We start from the raw sequence: 17,201 nt of genomic DNA, 5'->3' as shown, positions 1-17,201 counted from the left end.
GCAGATTCCAGCCCGCCCTAACCGCGCTACTTAAATAAACTGCCGCTGATTGGCGTAGTTTTCCGGCACCAATACCGTATCCATCGCCAGTTCCCTCAGGCCTGGATAATCGAGTGAGTAGTGCAGTCCGCGACTCTCGCGGCGGTCCAGGGCCGAGCGAATAATCAATTCGGAAACCAAGGCCAGGTTGCGCAGTTCCACCAGGTCGTTGGTGATGCGGTAGTTGGCGTAAAACTCCAGTATCTCCCTCTGCAGCAGCTTCACCCTGTGCTGGGCGCGCAACAGGCGCTTGCGGGTGCGCACAATTCCCACGTAGTCCCACATAAAGCGGCGCAGCTCATCCCAGTTGTGGGAGATCACAACGTCTTCATCGGAATCCGTCACCCGCGAGGCATCCCACTCCGGCGCCTTGCGCGGTGCTTGCACAGAGTCCAGGTGTTCATCGATATGCAGAGCGGCCGAGCGGGCGTATACCAAACATTCCAGCAATGAGTTGCTGGCCAGGCGATTGGCACCGTGCAGACCGGTAAAAGTGGTTTCGCCGATAGCGTAAAGCTGATCGAGGTCGGTGCGCCCATGCTGGTCCACCATGATGCCGCCGCAGGTGTAGTGAGCGGCGGGCACCACCGGAATGGGCTCTTTGGTCATATCTATGCCGTACTTCAGGCAGTTGCTGTATACGGTGGGGAAGTGCTCGCGCACAAAGGCGGGATCTTTGTGGGAGATATCCAGGTAGAGGCAGTCGGCACCGAGGCGTTTCATCTCGTGGTCAATGGCGCGGGCGACGATATCCCTGGGGGCTAGCTCGCCGCGCTTGTCGAAACGCTCCATAAAGCGGCTGCCATCGGGTAGTTTCAGTTGCGCGCCTTCACCGCGCAGAGCCTCGGTAATCAGGAAGGCCTTGGCCTTGGGATGGTAGAGGCAGGTGGGGTGGAATTGGTTGAACTCCATATTGGCCACCCGGCAACCGGCGCGCCAAGCCATGGCAATGCCGTCGCCGCTGGCGCCATCTGGGTTGCTGGTATATAGGTATGCCTTACTTGCGCCGCCGGTGGCGAGAATTACCGCTTTGGCCTGCAGTAGCTCCACATCTTCTGTGATTTTATTCAGCACATAGGCTCCGGCACAGCGAAAGCGGCCTTTTTGTGGGTCAGGCTGGCGGATCAGGTCTATAGCTACATGATGCTCAAAGCAATCGATGTTCGGGCTGTTGAGAACTTTTACCAGTAGAGAGCTGTGTACTGCTCGACCGGTGGCATCGGCGCTGTGAATAATGCGGCGATGGCTGTGGCCTCCCTCTTTGGTCAGGTGGTAGTCCTCGCCTTCGCGGGTGAAGTCCACGCCCTGGTCGATCAACCAGCGAATGGCTGCGGTGCTCTCTTCCACGGTGAAGCGCACAGACGATGGGTGGCAGAGTCCAGCACCCGCGTCTAATGTGTCTGCAATATGTGACTCCACCGAATCCATCTCGTCCAACACTGCGGCGATGCCCCCCTGGGCGAACCAGGTGGAGCCGTCCTGCAGGCGCTGCTTGGAGAGCAGGGCTACTCGGTACTTGGCCGAGAGATGCAGGGCCAGGGTGAGGCCGGCGGCGCCGCTGCCGATGACAAGAACGTCGTAGTTTACCTGGGCATTCATAGATTTCATTTATCTTTTAGGGTCGCGTAGTATAGCGCCTCTTAATTTTTCGTCGATTTGACGTGGAACTTATGTCCTATTGTCAGTGTCTTCAACACAGTAAAAGAAACGCCTGCGCAGGCAGCCCTTTAATAAATAGTCGTGGCACCCGCAGTGTGGCTGGATATGGGAGTTGGGGATGACAGCGCATCAGGCGTCAACGAGTGACCGTGAGCTGGTAGAGCGAGTTCAAAAGGGAGATAAACGCGCTTTTGACCTTTTAGTACTCAAGTATCAACACAAAATAGTTGCTGTAGTCAGCAGGTTCATCAAGGACCACAGTGAGGTACAGGATGTGACTCAGGAGGCCTTTATTAAGGCCTACCGGGCGCTCGCCAATTTCCGTGGCGACAGCGCCTTTTACACATGGATGTACCGGATCGCGATTAATACCGCCAAAAACCACCTGGTTTCCCGCAGCCGCAGGCCCCCGTCTTCCGATGTGGATCTAGAGGATGCCGAGTTCTACTCTGGCGCCGACCTGTTGCGGGATAACGAAACGCCTGAGAACCAGTTGTTTCGCGACCAGCTGGAATCTGCGGTGCATCGCGCCATACGCGCACTGCCAGAGGACCTGCGCTCAGCGGTTACGCTGAGGGAGCTTGAGGGACTGAGCTATGAGGAGATCGCCGAGGTGATGGGATGCCCGGTGGGTACGGTGCGTTCGAGAATATTTCGTGCACGGGAAGCTATTGACCGGACAGTCCAGGCCGTGATGGCCGGTGAGCCGGAAACACTGGGTGACCGAGGTTAAATTTGCGGAAAATTTTCCCAATTGGGGAAACAAACCGCCGAGAGCCCGGTCATATCTCATACCAACTATGGTGCGTGTGGGCACCGAATAAACGATTGCACAAGAGGGTTAACCCCTATGTCCCACGGGAATCATCAGGAACGTCTCAACGAGTCGCTCTCGGCGCTTATGGATGGCGAAGTCAGCGAGTTGGAGCTGCAACGGCTGTTAAAAGCCTCTGCGGCTTCTGAAGAGTTGGGTGAGCGCTGGTCACGCTACCAACTGGCGGCGAGTGTTATGCGCCGCGAACAGGTCGCCTCCGTCGAAGGCGGCCTCGCTGCGAGTATCTCTGCGGCGATCGATCTCGAAGAGCCTCTGTCGCAAGCGGGGAATGGTGGTGCCGTTGCGGCCAATGGGTTGATCAACAACCGTTGGTGGCGTCCGCTCTCACGCGGTGCGGTAGCGGCCACAGTGGCATTTGCCGCAATCCTGGGGGTTCAACAGATTACCGATACCCAGCAGAATCCAGTGCAGGGTAATGAGCTGGTGGCGGAAATCGAACGACCGGCACAGCCGGTGGTGCAATCTGCCCCACAGCCGTCCGGTTTCTATGTGCCGGCACCATCCACCCGCTCGGTGAGCACTGCAACTCCGAGTTTCGTGCCCGAGCAACGGGGTGTGGTCGGTCAGCAGGTGATTCAGCAGGTGCCTACGCCGGAGCTGATGCGCCACTTGAACCGCGTAATGATTCAGCACTCTGAGCAGGCCGCGCATGTCGGCAGCCAGGGTATGGTGCCTTTCGCTCGCGCGACTTACGGCGAACAAGTTGGAATGTAGTGTGACGAAAGTCGTTTTCAGGGGGAGCCTTATCCGTATTGGAATTCTCAGGGCCAGCAAATTACTGCTGGCCTCCTCTCTGCTGGCGCCGTTGGCGTTTGCGCAGGAGTCCGTCAACACTGTTAACACTATCCCCTCCAGTGCGCCAAGTACTGTGAACCTCGATATGGCCAGCTCCCAGGCAGCGACTGGCGCAGTGGCAGCCTCTGTTGAGGTGGCCGATCCGGCTGCTGAACAGGGTAACCAGGCCCCTACCAATGTCGGCAATGCCGAGCCTGAGATTGTCGATCCTACCGTGCTCTCTTCTGAAGCCCTGGCCAGTCCAGGTGCGGTGTCTGTCGCGGTGGCCGGCAATGAAGTGGAGCAGTGGCTGGCCAAGCTTGCCAAGGCGGTCGCCGAGTTGGAGTACAGCGGGCTGGTCACCTTTGAGCACGCCGGCATGCTCGAAACCCTACAGGTTGTGCATGCGGTGCGCGACGGCGAACAGGTGGAGCGTGTGCGCTACCTGAGCGGCGAGCCGCGTGAATTAATCAGTCATGGCAGCGGCAGCAACTGCGAGTACGGTGTGTCGCCAAGTGCGCGGGCCACACTGTGGAACGCAGTGGGGCAGCAGCAGGTGCAGCGCGCGTATCAATTTATTTTGCGTGGCGAGGAGCGTATTGCCGATCGCGACGCGGTGGTGATCGAGGCCCGGCCGCGGGATCGCTATCGCCTTGGTCTGGTGGTCAGCTTGGACCGGGAAACCGGCTTGCCCCTTAAAACCATGTTGGTGAGCACTCAGGGCCGTGTCCTCGAGCGTTACCAATTTGTACAGCTGGACCTGACACCTGTTGAAGATAGTGCCCTAGAGGCTGTCTCCAGTAATGCGCGACGGGTTGATAATCGCACTACTTGTGAATCTTCCCAGAGCCGCTGGCAAGTGCGCTGGCTGCCGGAAGGGTTCAAGGTGGTATCGGTAAAACCCCTCTCCGATGGGGATATGATGGTCTTCAGTGACGGTCTGGGCGTATTTACCGTGTTTGTGCAGCGCCTGGGTCCTGAGCTCAAGGAGTTTAAAGGTCGGGCCATACGCGGTGCTACCGTGGCCTATATGGACCGAATGGAAGTCAATGGCGTGGCTTACACCATCACTGTAGTTGGGGAGATCCCCGATGCTACGGCGCGCAGAGTAGCCAGCTCTATCGCTGAAAAAGGTTGAGAGCCGTGCTGGAAGAGCGCGGCCGTATTGTGGCCATAGAGTCCGATGCTGTCTGGGTTGAAACTATCCAGCGCAGTGCCTGTAATGGCTGTGAGGCCAAATCCGGCTGCGGCACAGGACTCCTTGGCGACTTCTTTTCTTCCTCCACAAGGGTGAGAGCCGTTCTCAACGGCTACCCAGCCAATAAAATTTCCCTGAATGATACTGCGGTGATTGGCATCGCCGAAAATGCCCTTACCAGCAGTACCCTGCTGGTTTATCTATTGCCCCTGGTTTCCCTGGTGCTTGTTGCTCTGCTGGGGGATTACCTTTTTGCTGAAGCTGGTGCGGTAATTGGCGCCGTGTTGGGCCTGCTGGGAGGTGCTCTCGGAGTGCGCTGGTACAGTCGCCGCCAAGCTTCCAACCCCACCTACACGCCAGTGCTGTTGCGTATTGAGCACAACAGCGGGCAAGGATAACTAAATCTAAACTGATAACTCCAAAGCTTAATTGGAGTCTTTCCATGTTGGCCCGCTGCTATATCGAGCGCTGGCCTCTGCGCACGGCCTTTGTCATTTCCCGTGGGGTCCGCACTGAGGCAGAAGTCGTCGTGGTGGAGGTAAAACTGGAAGGTCGTGTGGGTATTGGGGAGTGCACCCCCTATGCCCGCTATGGTGAGAGTCCAGATTCGGTCGTGCGGCAGCTCGAGCCCCTGCTTTCCGAGCTGGCTGCAGGTTTAAAGAGAAATACTTTAGCGTCGCGGCTGCCCGCTGGGGCAGCGCGTAATGCCCTGGATTGCGCTCTCGCAGACTGGGAGACGAAGTACAAAGATGAACCTTTTGCCGGCCCCGACTCCCTCCCCACCGTACAGACTTTGGTAATCGATAGCCCGGAAGCTATGGCCCTGGCTGCGGGTGAGGTTGCTTCCCAAGGAGTGGAGGTGCTAAAGCTCAAACTGGACGATCACCTGGTCTGTGAGCGGGTGGCGGCTGTGCGTGCCGCCGCACCCAAAGCCCAGCTGGTGATTGATGCCAACGAGGCTTGGCATAGCGCTGACCTGGTCGAGCGTTGCCAACAGCTTGCGGATTTGGGGGTTGCTATGCTGGAGCAGCCTCTGCCTGCCGGTGACGATGAATTTCTTGCCACATTTACACACCCCCTGCCTATCTGTGCCGATGAAAGCTGCCACACCCGCGCCGACTTGCCACGCCTAAGGGGGCGCTACGAAATGGTCAATATCAAACTCGATAAAACGGGGGGGATTCGCGAGGCCGAAGCTCTGGCGGAGGAGGCGTCCGCGCAGGGTTTTGAGCTGATGCTCGGTTGCATGCTGTGTACCTCAAGGGCAATCCGCGCAGCCTGGCCTTTGGGGCCAAAGGCGCGCTACCTGGATCTGGATGGCCCCACTTGGCTGGCGAGGGATACCGAGCCTCCGCTGCGCTTTACTGCTGGCAGGGTTTATTGGTTGTAAGTGAGTAGATCTATCAGAATACTCAGGTACTCTTCGCTGGCAGCATCGGCAGAGATGGGGGGAAACTCCACTGTAATACAGGGCAGGGCGCGTTCAGCGCACCAGGTACCGAAAGAGCCTGGCGTTTGGTAGCCTATCTGCTCGATTAGTGGCAGCTGCATGCCCTCGGCCAGCCAAGCTCCCAGTTCAGTTTTATCCGGATCCTCCACACAGCCCAGGGGCTCGTGGATAGAGACTGTCCAGGGGGGCGCTAGTGTGGCAATCAGTTGGCACAGTGCGGAGGTCTCGCTCTCTGAAGCGGGGCTATCGCCGGTGCTCAGTTGGACGTCGCGGGCATCCGCCGCGCTGTTCCAGCGGTACACATTGCCATCGCCATCCCAGTTCTTTGTGGCAAAGTTGCGGTTCAGGTCCACCCCATGTGCGTTACAGCGGGTGCCCAGCTGGCAACCGTCGGGGTTTACCGCCAGTATCACATGGTGCTTGAGGTGGCCCTCTGCCAGTGAGCGCAATGCGCAAGAGAGCGCCACTACAGCGGCGACCTCATCGCCGTGTGTGCCGGCCATTACCAGGCCTGCTTTGTGGCCGGATTGGGCGGGAAAATAAAAAAGTGGCGCGCCCAGGGCACTGTAACCGTACAGCTCTCTGGGAAGGTGGAATTGGCCTCGCTGTGGGCGTGGGCGCAGTTTGGACATCGCTGGCCTTTACACAGATTTACATAAGGCAGGAGAACTTTTGTGGCTGTATAGCCACTAAATCGTTACTGAATGTCCCCAAAGGGGCCGGAGCTATTTTGCCATGGCAAGCCCTGGAAGGGATTCAAATTCCAATGGTTTCATATTAGAAGGGAACACTAGGGGTAACAAACCTATGGTTAAACGCTGTACACAATATATCTTGGTACTCTGTCTTTTGGTTTCCGGCGCTGCCAGTGCGCGCGGGCTGCCAGAACTTACCGAACTGATCGAGGAAAACTCCCCTGCGGTGGTCAAGATCAACACCGTGGATCGCAGCCGTATGGCTCGCGGTAATAACAATGCGCCGCAATACCAGCAGGAGATCCCCGACATTTTCCGCCATCTGCTCGAGCCGCGCCGGAACCAGCGCCCGGTGGCCAGCATGGGTTCCGGTTTTATCATCTCCAAAGATGGTTATATCGTGACCAATAACCATGTGGTCGATGGGGCTGACGAGGTGAGGGTCACCCTAACCGATCGCCGTGAATACGAGGCCAAGGTCATTGGTACCGATGAGCGCTCGGATCTGGCTCTGCTCAAGATCGAAGCTGAAGACCTTTCGGCAGTACGCTGGGGGGACTCAGAGGATTTACAAGTGGGTGAGTGGGTGGTCGCAATCGGCTCACCGTTTGGTCTCGACTACTCCGCCAGTGCCGGTATCGTCAGTGCCATGGGGCGCAGTATCCCCAATGAGAGCCGTGAGAACTACGTGCCGTTTATTCAGACCGATGTGGCAATCAACCCCGGTAACTCCGGTGGTCCGCTGTTTAACCTCGATGGTGAAGTGGTGGGCATCAACTCCCAGATCTATACCCGCAGTGGTGGCTCTATCGGCCTGTCGTTCGCCATCCCAGCGAGCCTGGCTCAGGATGTGGTGGCGCAGCTGAAGGAGAAAGGGCGTGTGGATCGCGGCTGGCTCGGCGTTGGCATTCGCAATGTGGACCGCGATATGGCCGAAGCCATGGGGCTCGGCAAGCCCTCCGGTGCGCTGGTGGAGCAGGTAAGCCCCGGCACCCCTGCGGCAGAGGCTGGCATCAAGGCCGGAGACATTATCACCCGTTTCGATGGCCGCAAGATTGGTGTGCACGGAGATCTGCCCCATGTGGTTGGCCAGGTCCGCCCAGGTACCCAGGTACCCGTAGAGCTGATGCGCAAAGGCAAGACCGAAAAGCTGCAGGTGATCGTCGGTTCTCTGCCGGGCTCTGATGAGGAGCGCAGCCAGGCTTCTGCACTGCCGGCTTCAAGAATGGGTGGTCCCCTGGGCGTTGTCGTGGAGGAAATCCCTGAGGGTATGAAGCAGCGCTGGAATGTCGATACCGGTGTGCTGGTGCGCCAGGTCATTCCCGGCAAGCCAGGCGCCAAGGCGGGGCTGCGCAGTGGCGATATCATTGCCCAGCTGGGTTTTGAGGAAGTGACCGATATAAGCGACTACGAAACCGTGGTCGACGACCTCCCCAAAGATGAGCTGTTGCCGATCCGCTTCTTCCGCGCCGGCCAGTCAACTTTCCGCACAATTAAGATCGAAAGTTAAGTACAAGAGGCGAATGGTGGCCCAATGGGTCACCTGCCTCTCACCTCTGCCCAGGAGTTCTGTTAGACTTGCGCCACACAGCTGGCAGCTCCGCCAGCTAATCATTTGATTTTTCAAGGGTTTTTATTCCGCAGTGGCCACAGATCTCTCACATATCCGCAATTTCTCCATTATTGCCCATATCGACCACGGGAAATCTACCCTGGCGGACCGCTTCATTCAGGACTGCGGCGGGCTTTCAGACCGCGAAATGGCTGCGCAGGTGCTCGACAGCATGGAGCTGGAACGCGAGCGGGGCATCACCATCAAGGCGCAGAGTGTAACGCTCGATTACAAAGCGCGAGACGGCAAGACCTACCAGCTGAACTTTATTGATACCCCCGGGCACGTGGACTTCTCCTACGAAGTATCCCGCTCCCTGGCGGCTTGTGAAGGGGCGCTGCTGGTCGTGGATGCTGCCCAGGGTGTTGAAGCCCAGTCGGTGGCCAACTGCTACACGGCGATTGAGCAGGGTCTGGAAGTTATCCCGGTACTGAACAAGATGGATCTGCCCCAGGCGGACCCGGACAAGGTCGCTGAGGAGATTGAGGAAATTATCGGCATCGATGCTGCCGATGCGACCCGCTGCAGCGCCAAATCCGGCCTGGGGGTGGAGGATGTGTTGGAGGATCTGGTTCGCTTAGTACCCCCACCGCAAGGTGATGTCGACGCGCCGCTGCAGGCCCTGATCATCGATTCCTGGTTTGATAGTTACCTGGGCGTTGTGTCCCTGGTACGCGTGGTGCAGGGTACCCTGAAAGCCAAAGACAAGATTGTCACCAAGTCGATTGGCCGCCCTCACGTGGTGGATAGCGTTGGTATTTTCACTCCCAAGCGCACAGAAACTGGCGTACTGCGCGCCGGCGAGGTGGGCTTCGTGGTGGCCGGCATCAAGGACATTCACGGTGCGCCGGTGGGCGACACCCTGACTCACGCCAAAGGCGCCGATGAAATCGAAATGCTGCCGGGCTTCCAAAAGGTCAAGCCGCAGGTATATGCGGGTCTGTTCCCGGTTAGCTCTGACGATTACGAAGCCTTCCGCGATGCACTGGAGAAGCTGTCGCTGAACGACGCCTCCCTGTTTTACGAGCCTGAGACCTCCGATGCGCTCGGCTTTGGTTTCCGCTGCGGCTTCCTCGGCATGCTGCATATGGAGATTATCCAGGAGCGTTTGGAGCGCGAATACGATCTCGACCTGATCACCACCGCACCCACCGTGGTGTACGAGGTTGAGCAGACCGATGGCGAAGTGGTGATGGTGGATAACCCATCGCGCCTGCCGGATGTGGGCAATATCGGGGAAATGCGCGAGCCCATCGCCGAGGTGAATATCCTGGTGCCGCAGGAGTATCTGGGTAACGTGATCACTCTCTGCGTGGAGAAGCGTGGTATCCAGAAGGATATGCAGTATGTGGGTTCACAGGTATCCCTGCGCTACGAGCTGCCGATGAGTGAAGTGGTGATGGATTTCTTTGATCGCCTCAAATCGGTAAGCCGCGGCTTCGCCTCCCTGGATTACAGCTTTGTGCGCTTTGAAGCGGCAAAACTGGTGCGCCTGGATATCCTCATTAACGGGGATCGCGTCGATGCCCTGGCGCTGATCGTGCATCGCGAAAATGCCCAGCAAAAGGGACGTGCCATGGCGGAAAAAATGAAAGAATTGATTCCCCGGCAGATGTTCGATGTGGCGATTCAGGCCGCTATCGGTGGACAGGTGGTGGCCCGTACCACCGTGAAGGCTCTGCGCAAGAATGTGACCGCAAAATGTTATGGTGGCGATGTCACCCGTAAGAAAAAACTGCTGGAAAAGCAGAAAGCGGGTAAACGCCGTATGAAACAGCTCGGCCGAGTGGAGGTGCCACAAGAGGCCTTCCTGGCAGTGCTGAAGGTGGATCAATAGCGGGCTGGCCCCGCTATTGGCATCAAGGAAAATAGAGATACGTAATGGATATTAATTTACCTCTGATTCTGCTCTGGTTGGTCGTTATCAGTGGCGGTATCTGGCTGGTGGACAGTTTGTTTTTTGCCCGCCGCCGTAAAAAAGAAGGCGGGGACAAGCAGGAAGACCCGGTTATCGTGGAATACGCGAAGTCGTTCTTCCCCATCCTGGCCATCGTTTTTGTGCTGCGCTCCTTTATTGTTGAGCCCTTCCAGATTCCCTCGGGCTCTATGATCCCGACCCTTCAGGTCGGTGATTTTATCCTGGTCAATAAGTACGAGTACGGCCTGCGTCTGCCGGTATCCCGCAAGAAAGTGGTGGATATCGGCGAGCCTCAGCGCGGTGATGTGATGGTCTTTTTCCCACCGCACATGAACGATACCTACTTTATCAAGCGGGTAATCGGCCTGCCTGGCGATAAAATCGAATTGAAAAACAACGTGCTCTATGTCAACGGAGAGTTGGCTCCGCAGGAGCTGATCCAGGCGATACCACCAGTGAATCCGCAACAGGAAATACTGTGGGAAAACCTCTATGGCAAGCGCCACTTGATGCAAAAAAATGTCCGTGCCAGTCAGTACGGTAACTTCAGCGGCATAGTCCCTGAAGGTCATTTCTTTATGATGGGCGACAACCGGGATAACAGCCTCGATAGCCGTGCTTGGGGCTTTGTGCCCGAGCGCGATGTGGTGGGCAAAGCCTTTGCCATTTGGATGCACTGGGATCATTTGCTCAGTTTGCCCAGCTTTAAACGTGTAGGCTCTATCCAATAACGAAAACGGCCGGCGTTCTGCCGACGATATGGATTGAGGGCAAAAGTCATGAGTAGTGTTATCCAAGCTTCACTAAAGCGTCAGCGCGGTATGAGTTATTGGGGCTGGTTAGTGGTTATTGCGGTGCTGGGCTTTGCCCTCACCTGTGTTTCCAAGATGGCTCCCGCCTACGTGGATGCGCGCTATGTGAGTGAAGCTCTGAAAACCCTGGGGGAAAACCCGGAGCTGGAAAATATGTCGACGGGCCAGATCAAGAAAGAACTGGGCCGTTTCTTTCTGATCAATAATGTGCGCGGCGAGCCCACTAAGGCACTGCAGGTAGTGCGTGGCGCAAAGAGCACAGTGGTCAGTATCAATTACGAGTTGCGCCAGCCACTGATTTATAACGTGGATGTCGTAATGAAATTTAACAAACAGCTCGATACGGCCAAGCCCGAGCTTTGTTGTGATCCTTTGATAGATCTGGAGCAATTCCGCAAACGTGACTGACCTTTTACTGGAGCGCCTCTGTCAGCGCCTTGGCTATAAGTTTGAACAAAGCGCACTGCTGGAGTTGGCGCTCACGCACCGCTCTCACGGCAGCCGCAACAATGAACGTCTGGAATTTCTCGGTGATTCCATTCTCGGCTTTACCATTGGTGCCGCACTCTACGAGCAATTTCCCCAGGGGCGCGAGGGCCAGCTGAGCCGCTTGCGCGCGCAACTGGTGAGTGGTGAAACCTTGGCCAAACTGGCACGCGAGCTGGATATTGGTGACTGCTTGCGCCTGGGTGAGGGCGAGATGAAAAGCGGCGGTTTTCGCCGTGCCTCGATTCTGGCTGACGCGGTAGAGGCCCTGATTGGTGCAATCTACCTCGACGCTGGCCTGGAGGCCGCACGTTCCAGGGTACTGGAGTGGTTTGCTCCACGACTGCAGGAGCTGTCACTGGAAACGGTGAAAGACCCCAAGACCCGGTTGCAGGAATGGTTGCAGGCCCGCAAGAAACCGCTGCCGGAGTATTCGGTTGTGGATGTTTCCGGTGCTGAGCATGCCCAGCACTTTATCGTAGAATGCCGCGTTAGCGGTCTGGCGCAGCCGGTGCGTGGTGAGGCCAACAGTCGCCGCGCCGCGGAAAAAACTGCTGCGGTAGAGGCATACAAACGCCTCACTGGCCAGGACTAACCTTACAATAAGAGCGCGGGCGGCTCACCGCCCGGCTCGGACAGACAGCCCTTGTACATGGGCGCTTCCAACCCTTTTCGGAGAAACTTCTTGAGCGAACAACCCTCTCGCTGCGGCTATGTCGCGATTGTCGGCCGTCCCAATGTGGGAAAGTCTACGCTGCTTAACCATTTGCTGGGCCAGAAGCTGGCGATTACCTCGCGCAAGCCTCAGACAACCCGCCACAATATGCTCGGTATTAAAACCGAGGGGCCCAATCAGATTATTTTTGTGGATACCCCCGGACTGCACTCGGATCAGGAGAAGGCCATTAACCGCTATATGAACCGTGCTGCCTCCAGTGCGGCGCGGGATGTAGACGTGGTCGTATTTGTAGTGGAGCGTACCCGCTGGAGTGAGGGGGATCAGTTGGTGGCCGATAAGCTGCGCGGCCTCAAGTGTCCGCTGATTATCGCCGTCAATAAGGTGGATCAGCTGGAGGATAAGAATGACCTGCTACCCCAGCTGCAGACCCTGGCTGAGCAGAATCCGAATGCCGAGATTGTGCCGATATCGGCGCTACGCAATGTCAATCTCGATGCCCTGGAGCAGGTGATTCTCAAGCATCTGCCAGAAGGGGAACACTTCTTCCCGGAGGACCAGGTTACCGATCGCAGTTCGCGTTTCCTCGCCGCAGAGATTGTGCGTGAAAAAATCATGCGTCAACTGGGTGCTGAAGTGCCCTACCAGGTCACAGTTGAGGTCGAGGAGTTCAAGCAGGAAGGTAAGATCCTGCATATCAGTGCGGCGATCCTGGTAGAGAGATCCGGGCAGAAACGTATCATCATCGGCAACAAGGGTGAGCGTATCAAGCAGATTGGCAGTCAGGCCCGTGAGGATATGGAGCGTCTGTTCGACAGCAAGATAATGTTGAATTTGTGGGTCAAGGTTAAGTCTGGCTGGTCTGATGACGAGCGTGCCCTGCGCAGTCTCGGGTATCGGGACGAGTAAGCTCTTTCAGCCAGCCGCTCGCCATGAAAACTCCACCGCCGGCACAGCCGGCGTATATCCTCCACTCCCGACCCTATCGCGACTCCAGCCTGATCCTAGAGTTGTTCACCCCGGATTACGGCCGGATTGGCTGTGTAGCCCGGGGTGCGCGAAGGGATAAGCAGCGGCGCCAACAGGCGCTGCAGCCATTCACCCCTCTGCTGGTTACTCTGCTTGGTGCAGGATCTCTGAAAACCCTCGGACCGGTGGAGAATGCCGGTGTACCGCTCTGGCTTAAGGGACGGGCAGTGTATGGCGGGCTCTATGCCAATGAGCTAATGGTGCGCCTGCTACCAGAAGGTGAGGCACACTATGGTCTGTTTGCCACCTACCAGCGCTTACTGCAAGAGCTGTCCGGCCTGAGGGGCATGGACAGCGCTGAGTTGGAGGGGCCACTGCGCAGTTTCGAATTACAACTGCTCACCGAGTTGGGCAGTTGCCCGCCTCTGGATTACTGTGCACAGAGCCAGGGCGTTGTGAGTGAGGCTGGCACCTACCGGCTGGAATTGGAGTTGGGCTTTGTGCCGGTACACAGGCAGGCTAGCGCTGCTCTGCGTGAGTGGGAATTTTATGGTTCAGAGCTGCTGGGTATGTTGCGGGCCAAGGAGTCGGGCAGGTGGCCGGCGGAGGTGCTGGGCCCGGCAAAGCGTTTAACCCGTATTTTGTTGCGCACATTACTGGGGGAAAAGCCCTTGCAGAGCCGCGAGTTATTTAAACAGGTTTACGGGAAATGATCGTTAGTATCGGTACCGACATTTGTAGTTACAGCCGTATCGAGTCCGTTTGGCGTCGTCATGGCGATCGTTTCGTAACGCGCATATTGAGCGATGGTGAGCGCTGTGACTTTGCCGACCTGGCCGAAGCCAATCGAGCGGCCTATTTGTGCAAGCGCTTTGCCGCAAAAGAAGCGGTAGGCAAGGCCTTGGGAACGGGTATTGGTGAAGGGGTCTCCTGGCAGGATATTGAAGTGCGCCGGCGCCAGGGGGCAGCTGCGCAAGTGCTACTGCGCGGTGAAGCACAGAGACGCGCTCAGGCGATGGGGGCAGAAGTGATACATCTCTCCCTCTCAGACGAAAAAGACGCGGCCCTGGCATTCGTGATTTTTGAGGCCCGGCGTTAGGCTGGAGCTATACCCCCCGGCCGAACATCGTTGAGGGCTAGGCTACTTCCAGACCAAATAGCGCGTCCAGGTCTTGCTCAGAGGCCCATTCACGCAGGGCGCGAATCTCTCTTAATACCCTGTCCAGTTTGCGTCGGTCGAATTCGGGGTTCTCCTTGCTCTGCTGGGTGCGCAGTTCCTCTTGCAATACACAGGTGGCTTCGCGCAGACGCGACACGCCACAATAGCAGCAACCGCCGTGCATTCGGTGAGTCAATTCAAACATGCCTTTAATGTCGCCGAGGCTTTGCAGGCGTTCCAGTTCCCGCTCATCGGTCATCAGTCCATCTATAAGCATCTGCAGCATATCCCTGGCCAGTTTCGCATCGCCGTTGGCCAGGTTTAGGCTCTCACCGATATCCACCAGGCGCATTTGGTTTGGATTCAGTTTTTCCACTACCTGGGGCGTGATGATTTTGAGCCAGCGTTTGATCATGTGGGATAGCTGGGCTTCACTCACCGGTTTGCTCAGGTAATCGTCCAGTCCGGCAGACAACAAGCGCGCCTTCTCTTCAGCGCCTACATGGGCGGTGAGGGCGATAATGGGGGTGCGGCGGCCAGTTTCCCGCTCGCGGATACAGCGGGTCACTTCAATACCGTCCATGCCCGGCATCTGGATATCCATAAAGACCAGATCGAAGGCGCTTTGCTGCCAGTGCAGTAAGGCTTCTTCACCACTTGCGGCAATCACCACTTCCACACCCTGGGCGCGCAGTAACTCGCCGACCAGGCGCCGATTAGCGGCGTGATCATCTACGGCCAAAACCCGTGGTGGTGCGGGCCAGGGCAGGGCGGGGACGGCGCCATTGCTGGGGCGGGGCTGGCTCTGTTGGGGTACAGCTCTCTTCAGGGCGCGTAGCAGGTTTTCGCGGGTTACCGGTTTGCCGAGGAAGGTCAGGGTGCGGGTGCGCAGTTGCTCGTAGCAGCGGCGCAGCTCCGCCGGGGCACCGAGGACAATCACTCGGCACTGGTAGGCATCGACCAGGGATTGCACCTTAACGCTGAAGTTGTCGAAGTCCCCCTTGGCGATAGCGGTGTCGATAATCACCGCATCTGGCAATGCATCGTGCCGCCACATTTGTTCAATCGCCGGCTGTAAGGTGTCGGTATCGGCGAGCTCCACGGGTTCTACCTGCCACTGCTTGAGCAGTTGTGCGACCTGGGAGCGGGTCAGCTGATTGGGATCGGCAATCAATATACGGCAGTTCGGGAAAAGTACGCGTGGCGGAATGCCGCGATTACGTTCCGGTACTAGGGTCAGTTCCACCCAGCAGGTACTGCCACCATTGGCGGCAACTTCCATACCGGTACAGCCGCGCATACGCTCTACGAGGCTGCGGGCGATAGAGATGCCGAGACCGTTGGCACTGATCTGCTGTGAGTGCTGCGGTGTCTTGGCATTGAGGATTTGTTCCAGCTCGCGGCGGCCCGGCTCATCAATGCGGTTGCCGAGGTCGGTCACACTGATCCGCAATACCAGCTCAGAGTCTTTATTGCTTTGTACCGTAAGGCGCACAGGGATATTGCCATTCTCTGAGCTGCGCACGGCATTGCCGAGCAGGTTGGTAAATATTTGCTTAGTGCGCAACGGGTCGCCAACCAGGGTGGCTGGAAGCTGGGGATCGATCAGCGGCACCAGCTCCAGGCGATGCTCATAGGCATAGGGGGCGAGGATTTGCAGGGTCTCTTCAAGTAGCTGCCCCAGGTCCATGGGGATATGGTCGAGCACCAGATTACCGGATTCGATACGGGAAAAGTCCAGGATATCGTTAATTGTGGTCAGCAGGTTTTCCGAGGAGCGCAGAATGGTTTGCAGATAGTCCTGCTGCAGTTCATCGATTTCGGTTTTTAATAATAGGTTTGTAAATCCGATGATGCCGTTCAGTGGAGTGCGAATTTCGTGGCTGGTGTTGGCCAGGAAGGTCGACTTGATACGGCTTGCCTCCTGGGCTCTTTTACGGGCCAGGTCCAGCTCGATATTCTGCTCTTCCATACTGTCGAGAGACTGGCGCAGGTCGTCCATGCTCTGCAACATATTTGATTTATAGTCCCGCTGATAACTGGAGAGACTCTCGCCCATCTCGTTGATCTGGCTGGCTAGTTGTGCCAGTTCGCGGTTCTCTATTTCATGGGTGCGGCGGTCGAACTCGCCGCGCCCCATGGCCTGTAGGACCTGCCCCATTCGCACCAGGCTGTGGGCAAAACGCTCAGATAAAATCACCGACCAAGCTAAGGCTGCCAGGGTACAGATAATCAGGCCCACCAAACCGACGAGTAATACCTGGTAGGTGCCCACAAGAAAATAGGGCCGGTGCAGTTCAATGCTGATCCAGCAGGTGGTGATGTCCCCTTTTAATGGCTGTAAAACCTGCAGGGTCTCGTCATCCTCAAAAATAAAGGCTTCGCGTTTATTGAGTTGGTTGCTGGTAATAGGGGTGCGCGGTCGCGGGCCCACACTTGCCAAAAGGCCAAGCCCAGTGGTGAGATCCAGCGGACGTTTTTTACTCGCCTCGGTCGAATAGATATGCACCGAACGCACCATATCCTTTTCCAGCATTAGCGCTAGCAGGCTTTTACGTAACCACTCCATGCGCAGCTCGGACGGGTGGCCGCCACTCATCTCGATCAGCTCGGCCAGTTGCTCGGCACTCGCACGTCCGTGACTGAGCAAGAGCTGGCGACGATCGTGCATTTGCTGAAGCGTAAACACCAGGGCCAGAGTCATAGCCAGGATCAGTGCCGGCGCAACCGTGAAGCGAAACATGGTTGAGCGCAATGAGCGCAGCTCGGAAGGCGCCGGTATGGAGGAGTCGGTATTTTTAGGGGCCATGGCAGCTGGGGAGTCTTGTGCGATTATTTTTTCCCCATTTTACCCATATGTAAGAGGGGGCGCACTCTTATACAGGCTCTCAGGTAAATGTTTTTCTATTTTGCTTATCA

General features: G+C 57.1%; 16 protein-coding genes. 13 read left to right on the top strand and 3 right to left on the bottom strand.

What is annotated here, in order from left to right:
• Nucleotides 1-30 precede the first annotated feature (30 nt).
• The gene (gene nadB, locus ACXAFI_RS12475; RefSeq protein WP_475109074.1) at nucleotides 31-1,647 is read right to left on the bottom strand and encodes an L-aspartate oxidase; all 1,617 of its coding nucleotides are present in this window, start codon (nucleotides 1,645-1,647) and stop codon (nucleotides 31-33) included.
• A 169-nt stretch (nucleotides 1,648-1,816) separates the two neighbouring features.
• On the opposite strand from nadB, the gene rpoE reads away from it, so the two are divergent.
• The 5 genes from rpoE (at nucleotide 1,817) to ycjG (ending at nucleotide 5,895) form a co-directional block, all read left to right on the top strand.
• Complete coding sequence (rpoE, locus tag ACXAFI_RS12470) at nucleotides 1,817-2,431, top strand: RNA polymerase sigma factor RpoE (protein WP_152452594.1); 615 nt, start codon at nucleotides 1,817-1,819, stop codon at nucleotides 2,429-2,431.
• 117 nt (nucleotides 2,432-2,548) lie between these two features.
• Nucleotides 2,549-3,247 carry a sigma-E factor negative regulatory protein gene (locus ACXAFI_RS12465; RefSeq protein ID WP_475109073.1) on the top strand — a complete coding sequence of 233 codons (699 nt, stop codon included), beginning with the start codon at nucleotides 2,549-2,551 and terminating at the stop codon, nucleotides 3,245-3,247.
• 1 nt (nucleotide 3,248) lies between these two features.
• Complete coding sequence (locus tag ACXAFI_RS12460) at nucleotides 3,249-4,445, top strand: MucB/RseB C-terminal domain-containing protein (protein ID WP_475109072.1); 1,197 nt, start codon at nucleotides 3,249-3,251, stop codon at nucleotides 4,443-4,445.
• 5 nt (nucleotides 4,446-4,450) lie between these two features.
• Nucleotides 4,451-4,903: a SoxR reducing system RseC family protein gene (locus ACXAFI_RS12455; RefSeq protein ID WP_475109071.1), complete on the top strand. Its 453-nt coding sequence runs from the start codon at nucleotides 4,451-4,453 to the stop codon at nucleotides 4,901-4,903.
• A 44-nt stretch (nucleotides 4,904-4,947) separates the two neighbouring features.
• Nucleotides 4,948-5,895 (top strand): L-Ala-D/L-Glu epimerase, encoded by a 948-nt coding sequence (ycjG, locus tag ACXAFI_RS12450; RefSeq protein WP_475109070.1) that lies wholly within the window; start codon nucleotides 4,948-4,950, stop codon nucleotides 5,893-5,895.
• On the opposite strand, the gene mpaA is transcribed toward ycjG, so the two are convergent.
• Nucleotides 5,883-6,587 (bottom strand): murein tripeptide amidase MpaA, encoded by a 705-nt coding sequence (mpaA, locus tag ACXAFI_RS12445; protein ID WP_475109069.1) that lies wholly within the window; start codon nucleotides 6,585-6,587, stop codon nucleotides 5,883-5,885. The two genes, ycjG and mpaA, sit on opposite strands and share 13 nt — an antisense overlap.
• A gap of 175 nt (nucleotides 6,588-6,762) precedes the next feature.
• Here mpaA and ACXAFI_RS12440 point away from each other — a divergent pair, with 175 nt between their 5' ends.
• From ACXAFI_RS12440 to acpS, 8 genes are all read left to right on the top strand, one after another.
• Nucleotides 6,763-8,160, top strand: coding sequence for a Do family serine endopeptidase (locus ACXAFI_RS12440; RefSeq protein WP_475109068.1), 1,398 nt, complete (start codon nucleotides 6,763-6,765; stop codon nucleotides 8,158-8,160).
• 133 nt (nucleotides 8,161-8,293) lie between these two features.
• The gene (gene lepA / locus ACXAFI_RS12435) at nucleotides 8,294-10,099 is read left to right on the top strand and encodes a translation elongation factor 4 (RefSeq protein ID WP_475109067.1); all 1,806 of its coding nucleotides are present in this window, start codon (nucleotides 8,294-8,296) and stop codon (nucleotides 10,097-10,099) included.
• 44 nt (nucleotides 10,100-10,143) lie between these two features.
• Nucleotides 10,144-10,911 carry a signal peptidase I gene (lepB, locus tag ACXAFI_RS12430; protein WP_152452608.1) on the top strand — a complete coding sequence of 256 codons (768 nt, stop codon included), beginning with the start codon at nucleotides 10,144-10,146 and terminating at the stop codon, nucleotides 10,909-10,911.
• A 48-nt stretch (nucleotides 10,912-10,959) separates the two neighbouring features.
• Nucleotides 10,960-11,400, top strand: a complete 441-nt coding sequence (locus ACXAFI_RS12425; protein WP_475109066.1) for a DUF4845 domain-containing protein — start codon at nucleotides 10,960-10,962, stop codon at nucleotides 11,398-11,400.
• On the top strand, nucleotides 11,393-12,073 hold the full coding sequence (gene rnc / locus ACXAFI_RS12420; protein ID WP_475109065.1) for a ribonuclease III: 681 nt from the start codon (nucleotides 11,393-11,395) through the stop codon (nucleotides 12,071-12,073). Before ACXAFI_RS12425 ends, rnc begins: the two co-directional genes overlap by 8 nt.
• A gap of 57 nt (nucleotides 12,074-12,130) precedes the next feature.
• The gene (gene era, locus ACXAFI_RS12415; protein ID WP_444921608.1) at nucleotides 12,131-13,063 is read left to right on the top strand and encodes a GTPase Era; all 933 of its coding nucleotides are present in this window, start codon (nucleotides 12,131-12,133) and stop codon (nucleotides 13,061-13,063) included.
• 23 nt (nucleotides 13,064-13,086) lie between these two features.
• Nucleotides 13,087-13,836: a DNA repair protein RecO gene (recO, locus tag ACXAFI_RS12410; protein ID WP_475109064.1), complete on the top strand. Its 750-nt coding sequence runs from the start codon at nucleotides 13,087-13,089 to the stop codon at nucleotides 13,834-13,836.
• Complete coding sequence (gene acpS, locus ACXAFI_RS12405; protein ID WP_475109063.1) at nucleotides 13,833-14,222, top strand: holo-ACP synthase; 390 nt, start codon at nucleotides 13,833-13,835, stop codon at nucleotides 14,220-14,222. The genes recO and acpS overlap by 4 nt, the downstream gene beginning before the upstream one ends.
• A gap of 37 nt (nucleotides 14,223-14,259) precedes the next feature.
• Here the strand turns inward: acpS and ACXAFI_RS12400 are convergent, their stop codons facing one another.
• The gene (locus ACXAFI_RS12400; protein ID WP_444921611.1) at nucleotides 14,260-17,091 is read right to left on the bottom strand and encodes a response regulator; all 2,832 of its coding nucleotides are present in this window, start codon (nucleotides 17,089-17,091) and stop codon (nucleotides 14,260-14,262) included.
• Nucleotides 17,092-17,201 lie beyond the last annotated feature (110 nt).

It is taken from the genome of Microbulbifer sp. ABH2_005 (assembly GCF_056160005.1).
Note: the sequence above shows the minus strand (reverse complement) of the source record. Positions and strands in the feature narration are given on the sequence as shown.

Bases quoted from the DNA above. Each gene is read 5' to 3' on its own strand.
- nadB (WP_475109074.1), bottom strand. From the start codon at position 1,647: ATGAAATCTATGAATGCCCAGGTAAACTACGACGTTCTTGTCATCGGC.
- ACXAFI_RS12440 (WP_475109068.1), top strand. From the start codon at position 6,763: ATGGTTAAACGCTGTACACAATATATCTTGGTACTCTGTCTTTTGGTT.
- acpS (WP_475109063.1), top strand. From the start codon at position 13,833: ATGATCGTTAGTATCGGTACCGACATTTGTAGTTACAGCCGTATCGAG.
- rpoE (WP_152452594.1), top strand. From the start codon at position 1,817: ATGACAGCGCATCAGGCGTCAACGAGTGACCGTGAGCTGGTAGAGCGA.
- era (WP_444921608.1), top strand. From the start codon at position 12,131: ATGGGCGCTTCCAACCCTTTTCGGAGAAACTTCTTGAGCGAACAACCC.
- ycjG (WP_475109070.1), top strand. From the start codon at position 4,948: ATGTTGGCCCGCTGCTATATCGAGCGCTGGCCTCTGCGCACGGCCTTT.
- lepB (WP_152452608.1), top strand. From the start codon at position 10,144: ATGGATATTAATTTACCTCTGATTCTGCTCTGGTTGGTCGTTATCAGT.
- recO (WP_475109064.1), top strand. From the start codon at position 13,087: ATGAAAACTCCACCGCCGGCACAGCCGGCGTATATCCTCCACTCCCGA.
- ACXAFI_RS12465 (WP_475109073.1), top strand. From the start codon at position 2,549: ATGTCCCACGGGAATCATCAGGAACGTCTCAACGAGTCGCTCTCGGCG.
- mpaA (WP_475109069.1), bottom strand. From the start codon at position 6,587: ATGTCCAAACTGCGCCCACGCCCACAGCGAGGCCAATTCCACCTTCCC.
- ACXAFI_RS12425 (WP_475109066.1), top strand. From the start codon at position 10,960: ATGAGTAGTGTTATCCAAGCTTCACTAAAGCGTCAGCGCGGTATGAGT.
- ACXAFI_RS12400 (WP_444921611.1), bottom strand. From the start codon at position 17,091: ATGGCCCCTAAAAATACCGACTCCTCCATACCGGCGCCTTCCGAGCTG.